Consider the following 19,319-nt stretch of genomic DNA (forward strand, 5'->3'; position numbering starts at 1 on the left):
ACGCTCAGGCCGCGCTCGGCGGCGGTGCGAGGAAGGCGAGGCCTGACAACAGCGCCGCGGGATCTTCGCCCGTGCGGACAGCACCCAGGATGTAGCGGTCGGGGCGCATCAGCACGGCGTCGAAGCCGTGCTGATCGAGCCAGCCGTCGAGGCCGCCAGCTTCCTCGCCGCAAATGACGGCGACGTCAGCGGCCGTCAGGCGGGCATGATGCTGCTCGATCATTGCGGTCCCGAGACCGGACCGGCATAGCAGCGCGAAGCGATAGCCGACGCGGTCGTCGCTGCGGCCGTGATCACGGCTGCGGAATTGCGGCGCCAGCTTTCCCGTCATGCTGCGTTCGCCGCAGGCAAGGCCCGGGCCGAGCACTGGCTTCTGCACGTCGAGCTTGAGCTGGCCGTCGCCCTGTGCCGTGCCGGTCGCAAGCGCCGCCTCGACCGCCTTGGTGTTGATGAGCCCACCCAGCCGGATCGCGAGCTCGATGAATTCGCGCACATGCGGCGCGCGCTCGCTCTGATAGGTGTCGAGAAGATCAGGCGTTGCCTTCCCGGCAATCACATGAGCCAGCTTCCATGCGAGGTTGGCTGCGTCGCGAATGCCGGCACACATGCCCTGACCGAGGAAAGGCGGGGTCTGATGCGCGGAATCGCCTGCGAGCAGGAACCGTCCACCGCGCCATTGCTGGGCGACCGCGGAGTGGAATGTGTAGACGACGGCGCGTTCGATCTCGGCCTCTGTGGGCCGGAGCCAGGGCGAGAGCAGCTCCCACACGCGCGCCGGCTGGGTGATGTCGACCGCGTCCTCGTCGGGATGAACCGTGATCTCCCACCGGCGCCGGTTGCCGGTGCCGCGAATATAGGTTGCGGGACGCTGCGGGTTGCAGTGCTGGACGCTGAAATCGCCGAGATCGGGCCGCGCCTCGCTCAGCAGCACGTCGCAGACGAGCCAGCGCTCGTGAAAGCCGAGATCGTCCAGCGCCGAGCCGATGAAGCGGCGCACCAGCGAACGTGCACCGTCGCAGCCGATGACATAGGCGCAGGAGATGTCGACGAGCCGGCCGGTGCCGAGGTCCTCATAGCGAACGCGCGCCCCCTCGCGGTCCTGCTCGAGCGCGAAGACATCACAGCGCGTGCGCAGCTCGACATGAGGCCAGCGCTCGAGTCCCTTGTTGAGCACGTTTTCGAGATCGGGCTGGTGGAATCGGTAGCTCAGATTCCAGCCCATCGCGGTCGGCTCGCTGGGGCGCGGCCAGTCGAGCAGCAATCGTCCCCCCGCATCGACGAAGCGCATGCCGGGACTCAATGTAAGGTGGGGCAGGATGGCGTCGGCAAGGCCGATGGTCTGGAACACGCGCATGCATTCGTCGTCGAAATGCACCGCGCGCGGCAAATGATAGGCCTTGGCTTCGCGCTCCAGGATCAGCGTGCGGATGCCGCACAGGCCGAGCAGGTTGGCGAGCGTCGAGCCCACGGGCCCGCGACCGACGATGACGACGTCGAAGCTTCCGGAATGTGCGGCCATGTTGCTCATGGCCGCACATTCCGGAACCGCCTCGCAGCTTCAAGGCGCGGTCACGAACTGTCCGCGCAGCGGACGCTCAGGCCTGGACGGGGATCGCGGCCGCGGCGTCGCGCAATGGGGCCGCGTACTGAGCGACAGCCTCCTCGAGGGTCATGGCGGAGCGGATCCAGATGATCGAAATGCAGCCGAACACGACCTCGCCCCGCACGATCGGCACCGCGATCGACGACGTCTTCGGATTGAATTCGCCCTCGTTGCGGATCGCATAGCCGCGCTGAGACGTTTCCGTCATCATGCGCTGCAGCCGCTCGGGCGCCAGGAAGGAGAGGTCCTCGGCATCCTCGATGCGTCGCAGATGGTTGATGATGAGGTCCCGCTCTGCGGGCGGGCAGGCGGCCAGATAGGCCCGGCCGGCCGAGGTGTGCAGCATCGGCAGCCGCTTGCCGATCATGCTGCGATCGATCGAGAGCGGGCTGCGCGCATGCGTGGTCTCCTGGATGACCATCGCGCCGTTCTCATAAGTCGACAGATCGACCGGCCAGATCAGGCTGCGGCTGAGCTCGGCGAGATAGGGCGCGGCGACCTGGCAGATGAAGATGCCGGGATCATAGCCGTCGCCGAGGCTCAACGCGTGGCGCGTGACCCGGAAGCGGTCGTCGCTGGCGCTGCGCGCGACATAGCCGAGTTCCTCGAGTGTTTCGAGCAACCGATAGACCGTGGGCCGCGGCAGATCGAGCTGGCGCGCCACGTCGCCGGCGCGAATGCCCCCGGACCGATTGACCGCGCGCAGCACGTCGAGCCCCCGCTTGAAGGCGCGGACACCCTCCGCAGGACGGGCCTGCGGAGATCGCGTCCGTTGCTTGGACACTTGGAAAATCCTCCCTGTTCTTCGTTTCCGTCCGCCGATACCGTCTTGAGAACGCGAGCCGGATGCAGGGGCGGCAGTCTACCGCAGGACCGCGCGGAGCTGATACGAAATTCCGCCCGCGCCTTTCGGGAGAAAACAAGATGGAAATAACGGCGCTCGGTTACATCGGCATCAAGTCGTCCCAAGCGGAGCAGTGGGGACGCATGGCGACCGAACTCCTCGGGATGCAGCGCGTGGATCGCGCGGCCAGCGTGCAGGCCTATCGGATGGATGATCGCAAGCAGCGGCTGATCGTCGATGGCAGCGCCGATGGCGGGCTCGCCGTCATGGGCTGGGAGGTCGGCGACGCTGCCGCGCTCGCGCGGCTCGCGAGCCGTCTCGACGACAACGGCGTGAAGGTGGCCCGCGGTTCGCAGGCACTGGCCGACGAGCGTCATGTCAGCGAGCTGATCTGCTTTCAGGATCCCGCCGGCAACACGATCGAGGTGTTCTGGGGGGCAGCCGTCGCCTCGGATCCCTTCAGGCCGGGACGTCCGATCTCCGGCTTTCGCACCGGGCCGCTCGGCATGGGGCACGTCGTGCTCAACGTCGAGGACGTCGAGCCGCTGCTGCGGTTCTATCGCGACCTGCTCGGCTTCAAGGTGTCCGACTTCGGCCTGACGCCGTACAAGCTCTATTTCTTCCACGTCAACGGCCGCCACCACAGCTTCGCGATGGTCGGCTCCGGTCGCCGCACACTGCATCACTTCATGGTGGAACTAGGTAGTCTCGACGACGTCGGCCAGGGCTACGACCTGGCACAGCTCGACGAGGGGCGCGTGGCCTACACGCTGGGCCGTCACACCAACGACCACATGACCTCGTTCTACGTCAACACGCCCTCCGGCTTCTTCATCGAATATGGCTGGGGCGGCCGGGTGATCGATCCCGCGACGTGGCAGCCGCATGAGACCTTCGACGGCCCGTCGCTGTGGGGGCACGAGCGATTGTACCTGCCGGACGAGCAGCGCAAGCGCATGCGCGACATGCGGCTGTCCGCCGCCGCACGCGGCGTCCGCGTGCCGGACCCACGCGTTCCGCCGCTGAACTGCGCCTGGCTCGACGCGGTGATCGCGCAGGAATGAGCTATGCGGCGCGCTACACCGGAATGCGCACGCTCGCCCGCAACCCGCCCATCGGGCTGTCGCCGAGGGTGATGTCGCCGCCATGGGAGCGGGCGATGTCGCGGGCGATGGCGAGGCCGAGGCCGGTGCCGCCCTCGTCCTGGTTGCGCGCGTCGTCGAGGCGCAGGAATGGCTTGAACACCTCCTCGCGCATGTCGGCCGGGATGCCCGGGCCGTCATCGTCGACGGTGATGGTGAGGTAGCGGTGGTCGCGATGGCCGGTGATGGCGATCGCGTCGGCATGGCGGGCGGCATTCGAGACGAGGTTGCCGAGGCAGCGCTTCAGCGCCTGCGGCTTCACGGTCACCACCGGCAGGCCGTGGAACGATACCGTGGCGGAATGGCCGTTGCGCTCGGCGTCGCTGCGCAACTCCTCGAGCGCGTTGGAGATGTCGGTCGGCTGCGCGATCTCGCCATTGTCGCCGCGTGCGAAGGCGAGATAATCCTCCAGCATGTGCGACATCTCGTCGACGTCCTTGCGCATGGCGTCGATCTCGGGACTGTCGCCGAGCAGCGCCAGCTCCAGCTTGAAGCGCGTCAGGATGGTGCGCAGATCGTGGCTGACGCCGGCCAGCATCGCCGTGCGTTGCTCCAGGGTGCGCTCGATGCGCGCCTTCATCTCCAGGAAGGCATGCGCCGCGCGCCGCACCTCGCGCGCGCCGCGCGGCCGGAAGTTCGGCACCTCGCGGCCCTTGCCGAAGCTCTCGGCGGCATCGGCGAGGCGCAGGATCGGCTTGATCTGGTTGCGCAGGAACAGCACCGAGACGATCAGCAGGATCGACGACGTCCCGACCATCCAGAACAGGAAGATGTCGGTGTTCGACGCATAGGCGGCGCCACGCTGCGCGAACACGCGCATCACGGCATCATCGAGCGCGATGCGGATCTCGACCAGGTTGGAGCGGCCGACGGTGTCGATCCAGAACGGGCGGCTGATCTGGCGGCCGATCTGGCTCGACAGCGACTGATCGAGCAGGTTGAAGAACGGTTTCGGCCCCGGCGGCGGCATGTCGCCGGCCGGCAGGAAGTCGACCACCAGGTTGAGCCGCTGCTGCGCGATCCGGCGCAGCATGGTGCGGTCCTTGTCCTGCGGATAGCCCTTGTAGATGTCGATCAGCGCGGCGACGTCCTGCACGACTGCGGCGGACAGCCGTCGTGTCACCGTGTTCCAGTGCCGCTCCATGAACACGCCCGCAACCACCGTCTGCAGGATCACCATCGGCACGATCATGATCAGCAGCGCGCGCGCATAGAGGCCGGTCGGCATCCAGCCCTTGAACGCATTGCCGACGATGCTGTTGGCGCGCGAGACGCGGCGGGATGCGGTGCGGATGAGGGTGAGGCCGGTGTCGAGCGTGCTCATGCTGGGACGCCCTCGCTGCTTCCGTCATTGCCAGGAGCGAAGCGACGAAGCAATCCAGAGTCATCGCGGGCCTCTGGATTGCTTCGTTGCGCTCGCAATGACGTCGAGACCTTCACCTGCACCGCCTCAGCCCGTCACCATCAGCCGATAGCCGATGCCGCGCACGGCCTGCAGGAACAGCGGGTTGGCCGGATCGCTTTCCAGCTTGCGGCGCAGGCGGTTGATCTGGACGTCGACCGCGCGCTCGTTGACGGTGCCGTTGCCGGTCAGCGCGCCGCGCGGCACGGTCTCGCCGCGGGCATTGGCGAGGATGCGCAGCATCTCGCGCTCGCGGTCGGTGAGGTGGACGATCTCCTCGCCCTGCTTCAGCTCGCCGCGCGCCAGATGATAGACGAACGGGCCGAACGCGATCTGCTCGACGACTTCCTCCGCCGGCGGCGGCGCGGCGCGCTTGAGGATGTTGCCGATGCGCAGCGCGAGTTCTCTCGGTTCGAAAGGCTTTGCGACGTAGTCGTCGGCGCCGAGCTGCAGGCCCTCGATACGGCTCTCCGGCTCGGCGCGTGCGGTCAGCATCACGATCGGCACCGACGATTGCGTGCGGATGAAGCGGGCGAGGTCGAAGCCGCTTTCGCCGGGCATCATCACGTCGAGGATCAGGAGATCGAAATGCAGCCCGGTGAGCTTGGCGCGAGCATCGCTTGCGCTCGCTGCCGTGGTGACGCGATAGCCTTCGCCGCGCAGGAAGCGCGACAACAGATCGCGGATGCGGCGGTCGTCGTCGACGAGCAGGAGATGCGGTGCGTCGTCGGCCGGCGTCTGCGGCGGATGCGGTGCGATGGCGGCGATCGTCACGGTCACTCCTTGGCGGCGGCGACAGGCGTCTTGAAGATGGCTTCCAGCACCTTGTCCGGATCGTCGCGATCGATCATCGCGCGCAGGAACTGCCGGACCTTTTCGGCGCCGGCCGGCCCGATCTGCTCCAGCGCATGGTCGATGCGCCGCGTCTGCAACCCGGCCAGCTTGGCGACCAGCGCCTCGCCCCTCGGCGTGGCGAAAAGAAGGCGCTGGCGGCGGTCGTTGTTGCCCGTCTTCTGCACGATGTAGCCCTCGTCCAGCAGCTGCTTGAGCACGCGGCCGAGCGACTGCTTGGTGATGCGCAGAACGTCGAGCAGATCGGCGACCTTCAGGCCGGGATAGCGTGTGACGAAATGCATCACGCGGTGATGCGCGCGGCCGAATCCGAACGCCTCCAGCTCGTGGTCGGCATCGCCCACGAAGTCGCGATAGGCGAAGAACAAGAGCTCGATGATGTCCCAGCGCAGCGGCTCGCCGGCCGTCGCGGAGGGCTCAGCCGCGCGCAGCTCGGGGCTCAACGTCGGAGACGAGAAATTTATGTCAGCCATATTGACGTTTCTGCGGTTCAATGTTACAAAACAATCGCCCGCTGCGAAATTTTAGATCGTTTCATCAGCGGGCAATGGTCTCCAGGCGTGTCTCAACGGGCCGTAGGCAACCCCGACGGGCATCCTTGGGCGACGTATCGAACAACCGTGTGATGTCGAGCGGCATTTCGGCAAACCATACTGGACTTCCGCCGGGCGCAAAAGCATGTCCTGTGGTGGCATGCTTGCCCGGTGACCGGTTCAAAGCCGGTCGCGGCAGGTCCGAAAATTCAAAAAGCCGACCGGCCCGATCGGACGGGTCGGCGCCAGAACTCGCGAATGGCGATCAGAGCGGGGGAAGCAAGGACATGACTTTGACATTCGACATCAAGCCGACGACGAACCCGACCTCCGATCAGGAGCGCGCGGCCAAGCTCGCCAACCCGGGCTTCGGCCGGGTGTTCACCGATCACATGGCCGTGGTCCAGTACAGCCAGGACAAGGGCTGGCACAGCGCGCGGGTCGAATCCCGCGCCAACTTCCCGCTCGATCCGGCCGCGGCCGTCCTGCATTATGCGCAGGAGATCTTCGAGGGCCTGAAGGCCTACAAGCGCGACGATGGCGGCGTGAACCTGTTCCGCCCCGATGCCAATGCCAAGCGGTTCTGGAATTCGGCCGAGCGCATGGCGATGGCGCAACTGCCCGAGGCGGTCTTCATCGAGGCGGTCGAGCAGCTCGTCCGCATCGACCGCGCCTGGATCCCGGGCGGCGAGGGCAGCCTGTATCTGCGCCCGTTCATGATCGCCAACGAGGTGTTCCTCGGCGTGAAGCCGTCGGCGGAATACATCTTCGCGGTGATCGCCTCGCCGGTCGGCTCCTATTTCAAGGGCGGCCCGGCGCCGGTCTCGATCTGGGTCTCGGAGAACTACACCCGCGCCGCGGTCGGCGGCACGGGCGGCGTCAAATGCGGCGGCAATTATGCCGCGAGCCTCAAGGCGCAGGCCGAGGCGATCGCGCATGGCTGCGACCAGGTCGTGTTCCTGGACGCGATCGAGCGCCGCTATGTCGAGGAGCTTGGCGGCATGAACGTGTTCTTCGTGTTCGACGACGGCTCGCTGTCGACGCCGCCGCTCGGCACCATCCTGCCCGGCATCACCCGCGATTCCATCATCAAGCTGGCGCGCGACGCCGGCCGCGAGGTGCGCGAGGAGGCGTACTCGATCGACCAGTGGCGGGCGGACGCCAAGAGCGGCAAGCTGAAGGAGGCGTTCGCCTGCGGCACCGCCGCGGTGATCTCGCCGATCGGCAAGGTGTGCTCGGCGAGCGGCGACGTCCTGATCAACGGCGGCGAGGCCGGCCCAGTCGCCATGGGCCTGCGCAAGCAGCTGGTCGACATCCAGTACGGCCGCAGCCCCGATCCGCATCAGTGGATCCGGGATGTGAAGTGAGGGGCCGGGCTCCCTTGCGCTTGCAGGTTCTGGGCACAGTCTAGCCGCGATGACGGTTTGCTCCCTCCCCCGCTTGCGGGGGAGGGCTGGGGAGGGGGAAGCCCCGTAAAGACCGCCGTTGGGGCGCCCCCACCCCAACCCTCCCCCGCAAGCGGGGGAGGCGGCGCACTGAATGCGCGGCGCAAGCTTGGCTCTTACTGAAATGCTGGAAACGGTGCCACGCGCCAGCGTGTGATCGGCCTTCGGGTTGCCGCCCCGCGCCCCGGCTGCTACCAACCAAGCAACGCATTCCATCCCGTAGGGTGGGCAAAGGGCCGCGTAGCGGACCGTGCCCACCACTTCGGCGTTTATCAGCCATGGTGGGCCCGCTGCGCTTGGCCCACCCTACGTTCCGGTCCCCATGTCCGACAAACCGAAGAAACCCCAGAAGCTGAAGGCGCGGCTGCCGCGCGGGCTCGAGGATCGCGGCCCCGCGGCGATCGCCGCCACGCGCGAGATGGTCGAGAAGATCCGCGCCGTCTACGAGCGCTACGGCTTCGAGCCGGTGGAGACGCCGGCGTTCGAATACACCGACGCGCTCGGCAAGTTCCTGCCCGACCAGGATCGTCCGAACGAGGGCGTGTTCTCGTTCCAGGACGACGACGAGCAGTGGATCTCGCTGCGCTACGACCTGACCGCGCCGCTCGCGCGCTACGTCGCCGAGAATTTCGACGCGCTGCCAAAGCCGTATCGCAGCTATCGCGCCGGCTACGTTTTCCGCAACGAGAAGCCCGGCCCTGGCCGCTTCCGCCAGTTCATGCAGTTCGACGCCGACACGGTCGGCTCCGGCTCGCCGGCGGCGGACGCCGAGATGTGCATGATGGCGGCGGATGCGATGGAGGCGCTGGGGATTCCGCGCGGCTCGTATGTCGTGAAGGTGAACAACCGCAAGGTGCTCGATGGCGTGATGGAGGCGATCGGCATCGGCGGTGATGAGCACGTGGGCCGTCGGCTGACGGTGCTCAGGGCAATCGACAAGGCCGACAAGTTTCCGATTTCAGAGATCAAGAAGCTGCTCGGCGAGGGCCGCTGGGACGGCGGCGAGGTCGGCAAGGGTGATTTCACCAAGGGCGCGGGCCTGACTGAAAGTCAGATCGACGCCCTGCTGGCCTTCTTCGAGATGAAGGTCGCGGAGCCGCAAATCCAAGGTGAGGAGCAGGATCTGCAGTTCAACGCCCAGGTCTTGGCGAGCGTTGCTCAGCAGAAATTGTTCATGTCCTCGCCGGCCTATGTGGAAGGCGTCAACGAGCTGACCGAGATCGCAAGGCTGTGCAGCGCGGCCGGTTACGGTTACAGCCGGGTCCGCGTCGACCCCTCCGTCGTCCGCGGTCTCGAATACTACACCGGCCCTGTCTACGAAGTCGAACTCCTGCTCGAGACCAAGGACGAGAAGGGCCGTCCGGTGCGCTTCGGCTCGGTCGGCGGCGGCGGGCGCTATGACGGTCTCGTCTCACGCTTCCGCGGCGAGCCGGTGCCGGCGACCGGATTCTCCATCGGCGTGTCGCGCCTGCAGGCGGCGCTGACCTTGCTCGGCAAGCTCGACACGCGCCCCGCCTTCGGGCCCGTGGTCGTCACCGTGTTCGACCGCGACCGCGTCGCCGACTATCAGAAGATGGTGTCGACCCTGCGCAGTCACGGCATCCGCGCCGAGCTCTATCTCGGCAATCCGAAGAACATGGGCAACCAGCTCAAATATGCCGACCGCCGCAACGCGCCCTGCGTCATCATCCAGGGCTCGGACGAGAAGGCGCGCGGCGAGGTGCAGATCAAGGACCTGATCGAGGGCGCCAAGGCGGCGGCCGCGATCGCCTCCAACCAGGAATGGCGCGAGAGCCGCCCGGCGCAGGTCTCAGCCAAGGAGGACGAACTGGTCGCCGGCGTCCGCGAGGTGCTCGCGCGCCACGACGTGAGCTGGGGATAACAAGACTCGTCATACGCGGGCTAGACCCGCGTATCCATCTCTTCAAACGACGCCATCGATTTCAGAAGATGGATCGCCGGGGCAAGCCCGGCGATGACGCAGCAGAGACAAACAACAGGGAGCAACGAATGCCCGAGATCACCGTGAGCATGGCCGCCGGCCGCACCGACGAGCAGAAGGCCAACATGATGCGGGACATCACCAAGGCTCTGGTAACGCATCTCGGCGTCGACCCGGAAGCTGTGGTGATCCAGATCAACGAGGCGCCGCTGACGCACAAGATGAAGGGCGGCAAGACCTTCGTCGAGCGCCTGGCCGAGCAGAAGAAGTAGTTGGACGTCGTCCTGGCGAAAGCGAGGCTATGACATCTGTCTCGACGATCACCGCGGTCGTCCCGGCGAACGCCGGGACCCATACCCCCAGGGAGCGGTTCGAGGCACGCTGGTCATTGGCCCTTTGCCTATCACGACCGCCACGGCGTATGGATCCCGGATCGGCGCGCGCGTGCCGCGCGCTTGTCCGGGACGACAGCACAGTTCGGAGCAGTCATGGACGCACGTGAGATCATCAAGCCGGGGATGCGCGCCGAGCGTCTGCTGGTGGTGCCGCCGGAGCGCACCGTCGGGCATTTCGTGCCGCACATGCCGATGGTCTATGCGACGCCGATGATGATCCTGGAGATGGAGATGACGTCGGGCGATGCCATCAACCCGGCACTGCCGCCGGGCTGGGTCACGGTCGGCACCGAGGTCAACGTCCGCCATCTGGCGGCGTCGCCGGTCGGCGCGACCATCCGCACGGTCGCCGAGGTGATCGAGGTCGAGCGCCGCGTCATCCGCTTCTCGGTCGAGGCCTATCATGGCGACGTGAAGATCGGCGACGGCCGCCACGGCCGCGGCCTCATCAATGTCGAGCAGTTCAAGAAGCGCTTCGGCGTGACGTAGCCGCTCAGCGCTAGACCGACTGGCCCGTCTTCAACAGCGAACAGCCGGTGATCCTGAGGCTGCCGTCGGGCTGGGTCCGCAACGTGTACAGAGCCTCCCACGCCTCGCCTTCGGCATCGACGATGTGCACGCGCTGCGCGATGCTGCCGTCCTCGACCTGCGCGGCGCCGAATTCGAAGCTGCGATGGCGATAGACCGGCGGATAGCCGCTTTTGACCATGCTCATGAAGATCTCGACGCTCGGAAACAGCGCCTGGATCTCCGGCGCGGCTTGGGCATAGGCGGTCGCTCCGTCGTCGCGCGCCAAAGCCTGTTCCTGGGCGCGAATGACGCTCTGCGCCGCGCTGGCGTCGGCAGCCTCGGCAGGGTGCATCAGCAGCGCCATCAGCAGGACGAGCGGCACCAGAATGCGCATGTTGTGCTCCATCGGCGGTTCAGATCGATCTATCATGCGCCACGCGCCGCCCGTGACAAGCCTGCCGTGGCGCGTCAATGTCACCGGCCGGCGGCGATCGACCGGCTGGATTGTGTCGCCATCGTCACGTCTTCGCGAGCCATGCGGCCCGCGCGGTGCCGGTGGCGATGGGACCGGCTTGATCTGGCCTGCCCCGGCGCGAATCATGCATTCAGGCCGTGAACGAAGCAGGAGCCGCATGACCGATTTTTCCAGGACCCGATCGCTCTTCACGATACCTGAAGGGGTCATCTATCTCGATGGCAATTCGCTCGGCGCGCTGCCGTCGGCCGTGCCCGCCCGCGTTGGCCGCATGATCGAAGCGGAGTGGGGACAGGAGCTGATCCGCGGCTGGAACACCGCCGGATGGATGGTGCAGCCGCGCCGGGTCGGCGATCGCATCGCCCGGCTGATCGGGGCCGCGCCCGGCACGGTCGTGATGGGCGATACGCTCTCGATCAAGGTGTATCAGGCGCTCGCCGCCGCGCTGTCGCTCAATCCGGGCCGCCGCGTGATCCTGTCCGACAGCGGCAACTTCCCGTCCGATCTCTATATGGCGCAGGGCCTGGTCCGCATGCTCGGCGACCGCGCCACCTTGAAGGTGGTCGAGCCCGAGCAGGTGGAGGCGGCGATCGACGACAGCGTCGCCGTGCTGATGCTGACCGAGGTGGATTACCGCACCGGCCGCATGCACGACATGGCCGCGCTGACGAAGAAGGCGCACGCGGCCGGCGCGCTCACGGTGTGGGACCTCGCGCATTCCGCCGGCGCCGTGCCGGTCGACCTCGCCGGCGCCGAGGCCGACTTCGCGGTCGGCTGCACCTACAAATATCTCAATGGCGGTCCCGGCGCGCCGGCCTTCATCTATGTCGCGCCGCGTTACGCAGACATCGCGCCGCCGGCGTTGTCCGGCTGGATGGGGCACGAGGCGCCGTTCGCCTTCGATCTCGACTACCGCCCCGGCGGCGGCATCGAGCGCATGCGCATCGGAACGCCGCCGATCATTGCGCTCGCCGCGCTCGATGCCGCGCTCGACGCCTGGGACGGCGTGTCGATGCCGGACGTGCGCGCGGCTTCGATCGCGCTGTCGGAATTGTTCATCGCCGAGGTCGAGAAGCGCTGTCCGTCGCTGACCTTGGCGTCACCGCGTGATGCGACGCAGCGCGGTAGCCAGGTGTCGTTCCGCCACCCGGACGGCTATGCGATCATGCGCGCGCTGATCGCGCGCGGCGTGATCGGCGACTTCCGCGCGCCGGACGCGCTGCGCTTCGGCTTCACGCCGCTCTATATCGGCGAGGCCGAGGTGCGCGGCGCCGTGGGCATCCTCGCGGAGGTCCTCGACAACAGGCTGTGGGACAGGCCCGACTATCGCCAGAAGGAGCTCGTGACGTGAGCAGCGCGCCCTACGATCCCGCCACCGAGGGGGCGCGGATGAACTTCAAGGGTCGGATGTCCTATGGCGACTATCTGATGCTGGATCGCCTGCTCGATGCGCAGGCGCCGCTCTCGACCGCGCATGACGAGCTGCTGTTCATCATCCAGCACCAGACCTCCGAATTGTGGATGAAGCTCGCGATCCACGAGATCAAGGCGGCGATGGCCGCGATCGCCAAAGACGACGTGCAGCCGGCGTTCAAGATGCTGACGCGGGTGTCACGCATCTTCGAGCAGCTCAACGGCGCCTGGGACGTGCTGCGCACGATGACGCCGAGCGAGTACACGCTGTTCCGCGACAAGCTCGGCGAGTCCTCCGGCTTCCAATCGTTCCAGTATCGTTCGATCGAATTCCTGCTCGGCAACCGCAATCTCGCGATGCTGCGCCCGCATGCCCATCATCCGGAGCTGACCGCTGAGCTGGAAGCGATCCTGGCGAAGCCCAGCCTGTATGACGAAGCACTGCGGCTCTTGGCACGGCGCGGCTTCTTCATCGGCGCCGACGGCCAGCGCACCGACTGGCGCGGCACGCGCAGCGAGAGCGCGGAGGTGGCGGCGGCCTGGACCAGCGTCTATCGCGAGCCGCAGCGGCATTGGGAGCTGTATGAGCTCGCCGAGAAGCTGGTCGATTTCGAGGATTATTTCCGCCGCTGGCGCTTCAACCACGTCACCACGGTGGAGCGCATCATCGGCTTCAAGACCGGCACCGGCGGCACCAGCGGCGTCAACTATCTGCGCAAGATGCTGGAGATCGTGCTGTTCCCCGAACTCTGGAAGCTGCGCACCGGGCTGTGAGCCCGCGCGCACATCAATCGATCAGGAGATCCTCATGCTCTATGCCGTCAAGGACTGGGACAACGCTTACGCCAACGGCCCGAACATCGCCGGCGGCGAGCGCTGGCCCGGGCTGTGGGTGGCGCCGGCGGAGAGCTATCGCGCCGACATGGTGGGGCAGGGCCGTGCCAAGCTCGACATCGCGTATGGCGCGCATGAGCGGCAGCGCCTCGACCTGTTCCTGCCCGAGGGCACGCCGAAGGGTCTCGTCGTGTTCGTGCATGGTGGTTACTGGATGCGGCTGGACAAGAGCTTCTGGTCGCACCTCGCGCAAGGCGCGATTGCGCGCGGCCATGCCGTGGCGATGCCGTCCTATCGGCTGTGTCCCGAGGTCGGCCTCGCCGACATCTCGGCCGACGTCGCCCAGGCGATCGCGCGGGCGATGGACGAGGTCGGCGGTCCGGTGGCACTGACCGGGCATTCCGCCGGCGGCCATCTCGTCAGCCGCATGATCTGCCGCGGCGCGCCACTGCCGCCCGAGCGACAGGGGCGCATCACCAGCGTGGTCTCGCTCTCCGGCCTGCACGATCTGCGCCCGCTGCAGCGGACCGCGATGAACGACACGCTGCATATCGACGACGCCACGGCTGCGAAGGAGAGCCCCGCGCTGCTGGTGCCGATCGATCACGTCAAGGTCACTGCCTGGGTTGGCGGCGCCGAGCGCAACGAATTCCGCCGCCAGGCTCAGCTGCTCGCCAATATCTGGACGGGGCTTGGCGCATCCACGGCTTATGTCGAGGCGCCGGACCGGCACCATTTCGACGTGATCGACGATCTGGCGGATGCGGACAGTGGGTTGGTGCAGGCGCTGGTGGGGTGATCTCAAGTAGCGTCGATTGCAGCGCTCGCCCCGTGCTCCGTGCATGCGTTCTGCGGTGACGGCGCAGCGACCTCATCTCCCCTCCCCCTTGCGGGGAGGGGGTGGGGGTGGGGGTCCCCGGGCGCTGAACTTGACTACGTGCGCTGTCGATATTTCCCAGGATGCGAGTCCATTTGAAGCGCGGATCAGGATATCCGCTTGCGACGTGCCGGAAGCGCGTCCTGCGTCAACGATGGTGATGGTCTTCGCGGAGCCGCGGAGCTTCAGCGCTCCTCACATCGAGCGTGACTCGTGGACCCCCACCCCCGACCCCTCCCCGCAAGGGGGAGGGGAGTTCACCGTCATCGTGGCGATATCTCGAATCCGGCGCTGATCGCCTCAGCGCTCGGCCACCGCATCGCCCCAGGCGTGCGCGATCTCGGTGGCGCCGCTGTTCACGTCGCCCTGGCGCAGCACGATGCTGGGGCAGGCGAATTTCATCGGCATGGTTTGCACCGGCGCCGGCACGGTCTCGAACTTCGCTGTCAGCACGTCCATCACCTCCGCCGGCAGCCGGGTGTCGGCGCCGACCACGTCACCTTCGCTGGCGTCGATGCGCGGCTGGTGGATCGCCGTATCGAGATCCATGCCAAAGTCCATCACGAAGGACAGCATCTGTGCCACGGCGGGCAGGATGCGGCGGCCGCCGGAGGCGCCGAGGGCGAGGCGACGGCCATCGGCGGCCTGCGCCACCACCGGCGTGTAGTTGGTGAGGCAGCGCTTGCCCGGAGCCAGCGAGTTCGTCGTGCCGGGCGTCGGGTCGAACCACATGATCCCGTTGTTCATCATGATGCCGCTCTGCGGCGCCTGGAATTTCGAGCCGAAGCCCGACAGCAGCGTCTGCGTCACCGCCGCCATGTTGCCGTCGCGGTCCACCACCGAATAGTGCGTGGTGCAGGCCGGCGCGAGATATTCGGCGCCGAGCGCGCGCTTGCCAGGCGCATCGCCCATGTCGTTCAGCCGTTCGCGGTACGCCGACTGCACCGCCTCGGCATAGGCGATGAACGTGCTTGCATCCGGCGCCTTGCCCGATGCCGTCACGCGCGCCTGCATCAGCCGCAGCGCGTGAGCCAGCGTCGGGCCGGCCGTCAGCTCCGGCGTCGCGAACACCGTGCCGCCGCGATAGGGGATGCGCAGGGGATCGCGGACATGCGCCTCGAACGCGGCGAGGTCATCCACCGAGAGCGCGCCGCCGGCGGCCTGGATGTCGCGAGTCAGCGAGCGGGCGATGTCGCCGCGGTAGAAGTCGCGCGCGCCGGCGCTGGCAAGATGTGCCAGCGTCGCCTTCAGCTGCTCCTGCGGCAGCCGCGTCACCGCCTTGGCGCCCCATTGCGGATTCGGCGGCAAGCCATCCTTCAGATAGGCCGCGGCGCTGCCGGGATAGCGGCGCAGGTCGGCGGCGCAGCTCGAGATCATCACGGTGGTCCACCAGTCCACCAGCAAGCCCTCGGCGGCGAGCTTCACGCTCGGCGTGACGAGATCCTGCCACGGCAGCCGCGCGTAGCGGCGATGCGCCGCCTCCATGCCCGCGACGACGCCGGGCACTGCGATCGCGCCGGGGCCGTGCAGATTGCGGTCGTCCTTGACGCGGGGCCAGGGAAAGATGTCTGCCGCGACGCTGCCGTCGTTGGCCAGCGGATAGTCCGCGGCATCAAGGCTGTCGGGCGCGCGCATGCCGTAGTCGATCACCTCGACGTGGTTGTCCCTGGCGCGGTACAGCAGCATGGCGCCGCCGCCGCCGAGGCCGCTCATCCACGGCTCGAGCACGCCGAGCGCAAAGCCGGTCGCCACCACGGCATCGACGCAGTCGCCGCCTGCGGCCAGCACCTCGGCCCCGACCTCGGCGGCGCGCCGTGACTGCGCCGCGACAATGCCGCCCTTGCTGGTCACCGCCGGCTTGCGGATCTGCTGACGATTGGAAAACTGATACGGCATGGCACTCCCCGATCCCGCCTGATGGTCCGGCGAATTGACACCGCCGGGCCTCGGCACACAATCGGCAACAGCGGGACGCTCCCCAGCCCGGATCGAATGACGGGGCCTCGCGTTGAGGAGATGTTTACCAATGGGTACTATGGTCTTCGGCAGACCAGATCGATCTCGATCAGCGCGTCATAGGCAAGGCCGGTGACGCCGACGCAGGTGCGGGCCGGCAGCCGGTCCGGCGGGAAGAATGAACGATAGGTTTCATTCATCGCCGCGTAATCGCGCTTGAACTCGGTCAGGTAAATCCGAGACATCACAATATGTTCGAGGCCAAGGTTAAGACCTTGGAGGATGTACTTCAAGTTCTGCATCACCGCCTTCGTCTGATGCACGATCCCCTCCGGCAGCACGCCCGGCGCCTCCGGCGAGTCCGGCATCTGGCCGGTGACGAACACGAAGTCGTCGGTTTCGACCGCGTGGCTGAACGGCGCCACCGGCCTCGTCGCGCCGGAGATCATGTGGAACTGCATGGGGATGGTCCTTTGTTCGGGGCTTCGCTCGAAACACAACAAAAGCCGTCATTGCGAGGAGCGAAGCGACGAAGCAATCCAGGGCCGAGCGTGACGCCCTGGATTGCTTCCGCCTTCGCTCTTCGAGCTTCGGCGGACAAGTCGCTTCGCTCGCAATGACGGAATTCCGGGACGCGGCGATTGGATCGAGAGTCAGCCCGCATCCTCGAACAGCCGCTTGCTCAGGATCGCGTGCACTCCCCAATTGCCGTCGACGACCTGCGTGACGCCGAAGTCCACCGCCGCCGACATCAGCGCGACCGCCTCGTCCTCGCTGAGGCCTTTGATGTGCATCAAGAAGCGGCGCATCTTGCGGAAGGCATCCTTCATCGCGAGGTCGAGCGAGGAGGTCGCGTAGACCTCGCTTTGGCCTTGCGCGCCGAACTCTGCGAGATAGTTCGGGTGGCTGAAGCCGGTCAGCACCCAGTCGGTCGCGGTCTCGATCAGCGGGTAAGAGAGATCGGCGAACGGCTGCCCCGCGAGCTGCGCCTTCTTGTGCAGGATGACCTGAAACGTGCCAGTCATCGAGCATTCAATCGCCGTGCCGCCGAGCTCGCCGTCGCCTTGCGTGGCGTGGGGGTCGCCGACCGACAGCAGCGCGCCGGGAACCGCGACGGGGAGATACACGGTCGCGCCCTTGCCCAGCCGCCAATTGTCAAGATTGCCGCCGAAATAGGACGGCGGAATCGAATCGACGAAGTCGACCTCGCGCGGCGCCACCGCGATCACGCCGAAATGCGGCCGCAGCGGAATGCGGATGTTGTCGAGCACGCCGTGGCGGCGCTTGATGCTGCCGGGCGCCACCGGCACACCGGGATAGTCGTAGGTCGCGTGGACGACTCCGGCCGGATCGGTCTGCGGCTCCCAGCGGTAGGAATAGAGCGCGCGCGCATGCGGCTCGGGATCGCCGGCAAAGATCTCGTAGATCGTCACCGCCTCGCGCGGCGCCGGTGCTGCAATCAGTTCGTTGTAGTGATAGCCCCACCACGCCGCGACGCTGGAGCCGAACACACGGCCTTCATGCGTCCTGCTCTTGCTTGGCCGCGGCACGATGTCGAGGATGCGAACTTCGAGCACGTCGCCGGGCTGCGCGTCCTTGATCGCGACCGGGCCGGTGCAGATGTGGACGCCAAAGCCTTCGCCGGCGCCGCGGCCGAACACGCTGGCGTCCATCGGACCGGCGCCGCGGCGGTCGACGTTCTTCTTGGCCTTGGTCCAGCCGAACACGCTGAGCGCAGCGGCATCGCCTGCGATCATCAGCTCGGGATCATCGGAGGCATGCTGGGTCAGCGTCTCCACCGTGATCGTGTCGCCGGATGCGATTTCGATCTGCGGCGGCAGCGAGCGGCTGAAATAGCCCCAATGCACCCGTTCGGCCGACACCGCGAGATGATGGTGATGCCGCCGCGCATCCTGGTCGTTGGCCGGCGCGGGTAGGGCGATGTCGCTCCTGGTTGACGCCGGCCTCTCGCAGACGCGCTGCTGCGCCAGCGCGTCCTGCGGCCAGCCGCGCTGGCCGCGCGGAGTCGCCGACGTGATCGCCTGCTCGGCCTTCTGCTGCCGGAACTCGCGCGGCGACAGGCCGAAGCGGGCGCGGAAGCTGCGGCTGAAATGTGCCGAATCGGCGAAGCCGTAGCGATAGGCGATCTCCGAGATCGAATGGTTGGCTTCGGCCGGATTGGACAGGTCGGTCCAGGCCCGCTGCAGCCGCCGTTCCCTCACGTAGTGACTGAAATTATCACCAGCGCCTTCGAACAATTTCTGCAGATAGCGCTCTGAGATGCCTTCGGCCTGGGCCACCCGCGCCGGCGTCAGCTCGGCATCGTCGAGCCGCCGCTCGATGGTCTGGCAGATCCGGTGAAGGATCGCGGCCTGCGTCGCGCTGCTGCCGGCCTCCGTTGCCGGCACCGCTTGTTGATGGGCGAGCGTCAGCAGCAGATCGACCAGGCTCTGTGCGACCGTGCTCCATTCGGCATCGCTGAGGGTTTCGAGCGCCCGCGCGGTGGCCTCGATGGTGCGGCAGACCACGTCGGCAAGACCGCTCGGCGCGATCACCTGGGGCCTGGCCAATTTCAGCTTGCCGCTGATGCGGCCATGCAGGGCGTCCGCCGTCACCGACAGCACGATCGCGCGCAGGTCGCGCTGGAAGGCGATCCCCCAGTCTCCCGTGCGCGGCAGCAGCATCAGATGCCCCGCGGGCACGATGCGGTGGCTGTCGCCGCTCCGGAGCACGGCGCCGTCCTCGATCGCCAGCAGCACGATCGGCAGGTCTTCGTGGGGCTGCGGAACCGCAGTGACCACCTGCGCGCCGGCCGACAGCCGCGAGAGCGCGATGCCCGGCGCATGGCGATGCGAGGCGGTGGCATGGCCATCATAGAATGGCGTCTTCGCCGCGGGCTGCAGCCCGACCGCATTCAGCACGTCGCGCCACGCCTCCGGACGCTCGCCCTCGGAATAGGATTCGCTGGTGAACGGACGAAAACTCATGGCACGCCCCGGGTCCGGGAACGCGAAGCAACCCCCGTGCCAGATGAGCTTGACCGTTTGTCGTTTTGGCATCGGCGTTTCGGTGCGCGTCAGTCGTCGGCTCCTGGTG

The 19,319-nt window shown here is 67.1% G+C and carries 17 protein-coding genes; 8 read left to right on the plus strand and 9 right to left on the minus strand.

Annotated features, from left to right (window positions below):
• Positions 1-4 precede the first annotated feature (4 nt).
• Both QW863_RS30045 and QW863_RS30050 read right to left on the minus strand, forming a co-directional pair.
• Positions 5-1,528: a bifunctional 3-(3-hydroxy-phenyl)propionate/3-hydroxycinnamic acid hydroxylase gene (locus QW863_RS30045; protein WP_315713594.1), complete on the minus strand. Its 1,524-nt coding sequence runs from the start codon at positions 1,526-1,528 to the stop codon at positions 5-7.
• A 67-nt stretch (positions 1,529-1,595) separates the two neighbouring features.
• Complete coding sequence (locus QW863_RS30050) at positions 1,596-2,387, minus strand: DNA-binding transcriptional regulator (protein WP_315713593.1); 792 nt, start codon at positions 2,385-2,387, stop codon at positions 1,596-1,598.
• A 140-nt stretch (positions 2,388-2,527) separates the two neighbouring features.
• On the opposite strand from QW863_RS30050, the gene QW863_RS30055 reads away from it, so the two are divergent.
• Complete coding sequence (locus tag QW863_RS30055) at positions 2,528-3,511, plus strand: VOC family protein (protein ID WP_315713592.1); 984 nt, start codon at positions 2,528-2,530, stop codon at positions 3,509-3,511.
• 13 nt (positions 3,512-3,524) lie between these two features.
• Here the strand turns inward: QW863_RS30055 and QW863_RS30060 are convergent, their stop codons facing one another.
• The 3 genes from QW863_RS30060 to QW863_RS30070 all read right to left on the minus strand — a co-directional run bounded on the left by QW863_RS30060 (position 3,525) and on the right by QW863_RS30070 (position 6,316).
• Complete coding sequence (locus tag QW863_RS30060; protein WP_315713591.1) at positions 3,525-4,913, minus strand: ATP-binding protein; 1,389 nt, start codon at positions 4,911-4,913, stop codon at positions 3,525-3,527.
• A 126-nt stretch (positions 4,914-5,039) separates the two neighbouring features.
• Entirely contained in the window at positions 5,040-5,771 is a 732-nt protein-coding gene (locus tag QW863_RS30065; protein WP_315713590.1) for a response regulator transcription factor, read from the minus strand.
• The gene (locus QW863_RS30070; protein ID WP_315713589.1) at positions 5,768-6,316 is read right to left on the minus strand and encodes a MarR family winged helix-turn-helix transcriptional regulator; all 549 of its coding nucleotides are present in this window, start codon (positions 6,314-6,316) and stop codon (positions 5,768-5,770) included. Before QW863_RS30070 ends, QW863_RS30065 begins: the two co-directional genes overlap by 4 nt.
• A 347-nt stretch (positions 6,317-6,663) precedes the next feature.
• Here QW863_RS30070 and QW863_RS30075 point away from each other — a divergent pair, with 347 nt between their 5' ends.
• The 4 genes from QW863_RS30075 to QW863_RS30090 all read left to right on the plus strand — a co-directional run bounded on the left by QW863_RS30075 (position 6,664) and on the right by QW863_RS30090 (position 10,647).
• The gene (locus QW863_RS30075) at positions 6,664-7,743 is read left to right on the plus strand and encodes a branched-chain amino acid aminotransferase (RefSeq protein WP_315713588.1); all 1,080 of its coding nucleotides are present in this window, start codon (positions 6,664-6,666) and stop codon (positions 7,741-7,743) included.
• Between the two features lie 496 nt (positions 7,744-8,239).
• Positions 8,240-9,703, plus strand: coding sequence for a histidine--tRNA ligase (gene hisS, locus QW863_RS30080; RefSeq protein ID WP_409998712.1), 1,464 nt, complete (start codon positions 8,240-8,242; stop codon positions 9,701-9,703).
• Positions 9,604-10,035 (plus strand): tautomerase family protein, encoded by a 432-nt coding sequence (locus QW863_RS30085; protein ID WP_315713586.1) that lies wholly within the window; start codon positions 9,604-9,606, stop codon positions 10,033-10,035. Before hisS ends, QW863_RS30085 begins: the two co-directional genes overlap by 100 nt.
• Positions 10,036-10,251: 216 nt before the next feature.
• Positions 10,252-10,647 (plus strand): thioesterase family protein, encoded by a 396-nt coding sequence (locus QW863_RS30090; RefSeq protein WP_315713585.1) that lies wholly within the window; start codon positions 10,252-10,254, stop codon positions 10,645-10,647.
• Positions 10,648-10,657: 10 nt separating this feature from the next.
• Here the strand turns inward: QW863_RS30090 and QW863_RS30095 are convergent, their stop codons facing one another.
• Positions 10,658-11,062 (minus strand): DUF4864 domain-containing protein, encoded by a 405-nt coding sequence (locus tag QW863_RS30095; protein WP_315713584.1) that lies wholly within the window; start codon positions 11,060-11,062, stop codon positions 10,658-10,660.
• 238 nt (positions 11,063-11,300) lie between these two features.
• Between QW863_RS30095 and kynU the strand changes: the two genes are divergently transcribed.
• Genes kynU through QW863_RS30110 form a run of 3 tightly spaced genes read left to right on the plus strand, consistent with a single transcriptional unit; the run spans position 11,301 to position 14,189 of the window.
• Positions 11,301-12,494 carry a kynureninase gene (gene kynU, locus QW863_RS30100; RefSeq protein ID WP_315713583.1) on the plus strand — a complete coding sequence of 398 codons (1,194 nt, stop codon included), beginning with the start codon at positions 11,301-11,303 and terminating at the stop codon, positions 12,492-12,494.
• On the plus strand, positions 12,491-13,330 hold the full coding sequence (kynA, locus tag QW863_RS30105; protein WP_315713582.1) for a tryptophan 2,3-dioxygenase: 840 nt from the start codon (positions 12,491-12,493) through the stop codon (positions 13,328-13,330). The genes kynU and kynA overlap by 4 nt, the downstream gene beginning before the upstream one ends.
• 34 nt (positions 13,331-13,364) lie before the next feature.
• Entirely contained in the window at positions 13,365-14,189 is an 825-nt protein-coding gene (locus tag QW863_RS30110; RefSeq protein WP_315713581.1) for an alpha/beta hydrolase, read from the plus strand.
• 378 nt (positions 14,190-14,567) lie between these two features.
• On the opposite strand, the gene QW863_RS30115 is transcribed toward QW863_RS30110, so the two are convergent.
• The 3 genes from QW863_RS30115 to QW863_RS30125 form a co-directional block, all read right to left on the minus strand.
• Positions 14,568-16,163, minus strand: coding sequence for a gamma-glutamyltransferase (locus QW863_RS30115; protein ID WP_315713580.1), 1,596 nt, complete (start codon positions 16,161-16,163; stop codon positions 14,568-14,570).
• A gap of 137 nt (positions 16,164-16,300) precedes the next feature.
• Entirely contained in the window at positions 16,301-16,684 is a 384-nt protein-coding gene (locus QW863_RS30120) for a RidA family protein (RefSeq protein WP_315713579.1), read from the minus strand.
• 192 nt (positions 16,685-16,876) lie between these two features.
• Complete coding sequence (locus QW863_RS30125) at positions 16,877-19,210, minus strand: acetamidase/formamidase family protein (RefSeq protein WP_315713578.1); 2,334 nt, start codon at positions 19,208-19,210, stop codon at positions 16,877-16,879.
• Positions 19,211-19,319 lie beyond the last annotated feature (109 nt).

This window comes from Bradyrhizobium sp. SZCCHNR1017 (assembly GCF_032381375.1).
In the GTDB taxonomy this organism is placed as follows: Bacteria; Pseudomonadota; Alphaproteobacteria; order Rhizobiales; family Xanthobacteraceae; genus Bradyrhizobium.

What these genes read in the sequence shown, in the direction of transcription:
- QW863_RS30045 (WP_315713594.1), bottom strand. Translation starts at nt 1,528, where the DNA reads ATGAGCAACATGGCCGCACATTCCGGAAGCTTCGACGTCGTCATCGTC.
- QW863_RS30055 (WP_315713592.1), top strand. Translation starts at nt 2,528, where the DNA reads ATGGAAATAACGGCGCTCGGTTACATCGGCATCAAGTCGTCCCAAGCG.
- QW863_RS30060 (WP_315713591.1), bottom strand. Translation starts at nt 4,913, where the DNA reads ATGAGCACGCTCGACACCGGCCTCACCCTCATCCGCACCGCATCCCGC.
- QW863_RS30070 (WP_315713589.1), bottom strand. Translation starts at nt 6,316, where the DNA reads ATGGCTGACATAAATTTCTCGTCTCCGACGTTGAGCCCCGAGCTGCGC.
- QW863_RS30075 (WP_315713588.1), top strand. Translation starts at nt 6,664, where the DNA reads ATGACTTTGACATTCGACATCAAGCCGACGACGAACCCGACCTCCGAT.
- hisS (WP_409998712.1), top strand. Translation starts at nt 8,240, where the DNA reads ATGGTCGAGAAGATCCGCGCCGTCTACGAGCGCTACGGCTTCGAGCCG.
- QW863_RS30085 (WP_315713586.1), top strand. Translation starts at nt 9,604, where the DNA reads ATGGCGCGAGAGCCGCCCGGCGCAGGTCTCAGCCAAGGAGGACGAACT.
- QW863_RS30090 (WP_315713585.1), top strand. Translation starts at nt 10,252, where the DNA reads ATGGACGCACGTGAGATCATCAAGCCGGGGATGCGCGCCGAGCGTCTG.
- QW863_RS30095 (WP_315713584.1), bottom strand. Translation starts at nt 11,062, where the DNA reads ATGCGCATTCTGGTGCCGCTCGTCCTGCTGATGGCGCTGCTGATGCAC.
- kynU (WP_315713583.1), top strand. Translation starts at nt 11,301, where the DNA reads ATGACCGATTTTTCCAGGACCCGATCGCTCTTCACGATACCTGAAGGG.
- QW863_RS30110 (WP_315713581.1), top strand. Translation starts at nt 13,365, where the DNA reads ATGCTCTATGCCGTCAAGGACTGGGACAACGCTTACGCCAACGGCCCG.
- QW863_RS30115 (WP_315713580.1), bottom strand. Translation starts at nt 16,163, where the DNA reads ATGCCGTATCAGTTTTCCAATCGTCAGCAGATCCGCAAGCCGGCGGTG.
- QW863_RS30120 (WP_315713579.1), bottom strand. Translation starts at nt 16,684, where the DNA reads ATGCAGTTCCACATGATCTCCGGCGCGACGAGGCCGGTGGCGCCGTTC.
- QW863_RS30125 (WP_315713578.1), bottom strand. Translation starts at nt 19,210, where the DNA reads ATGAGTTTTCGTCCGTTCACCAGCGAATCCTATTCCGAGGGCGAGCGT.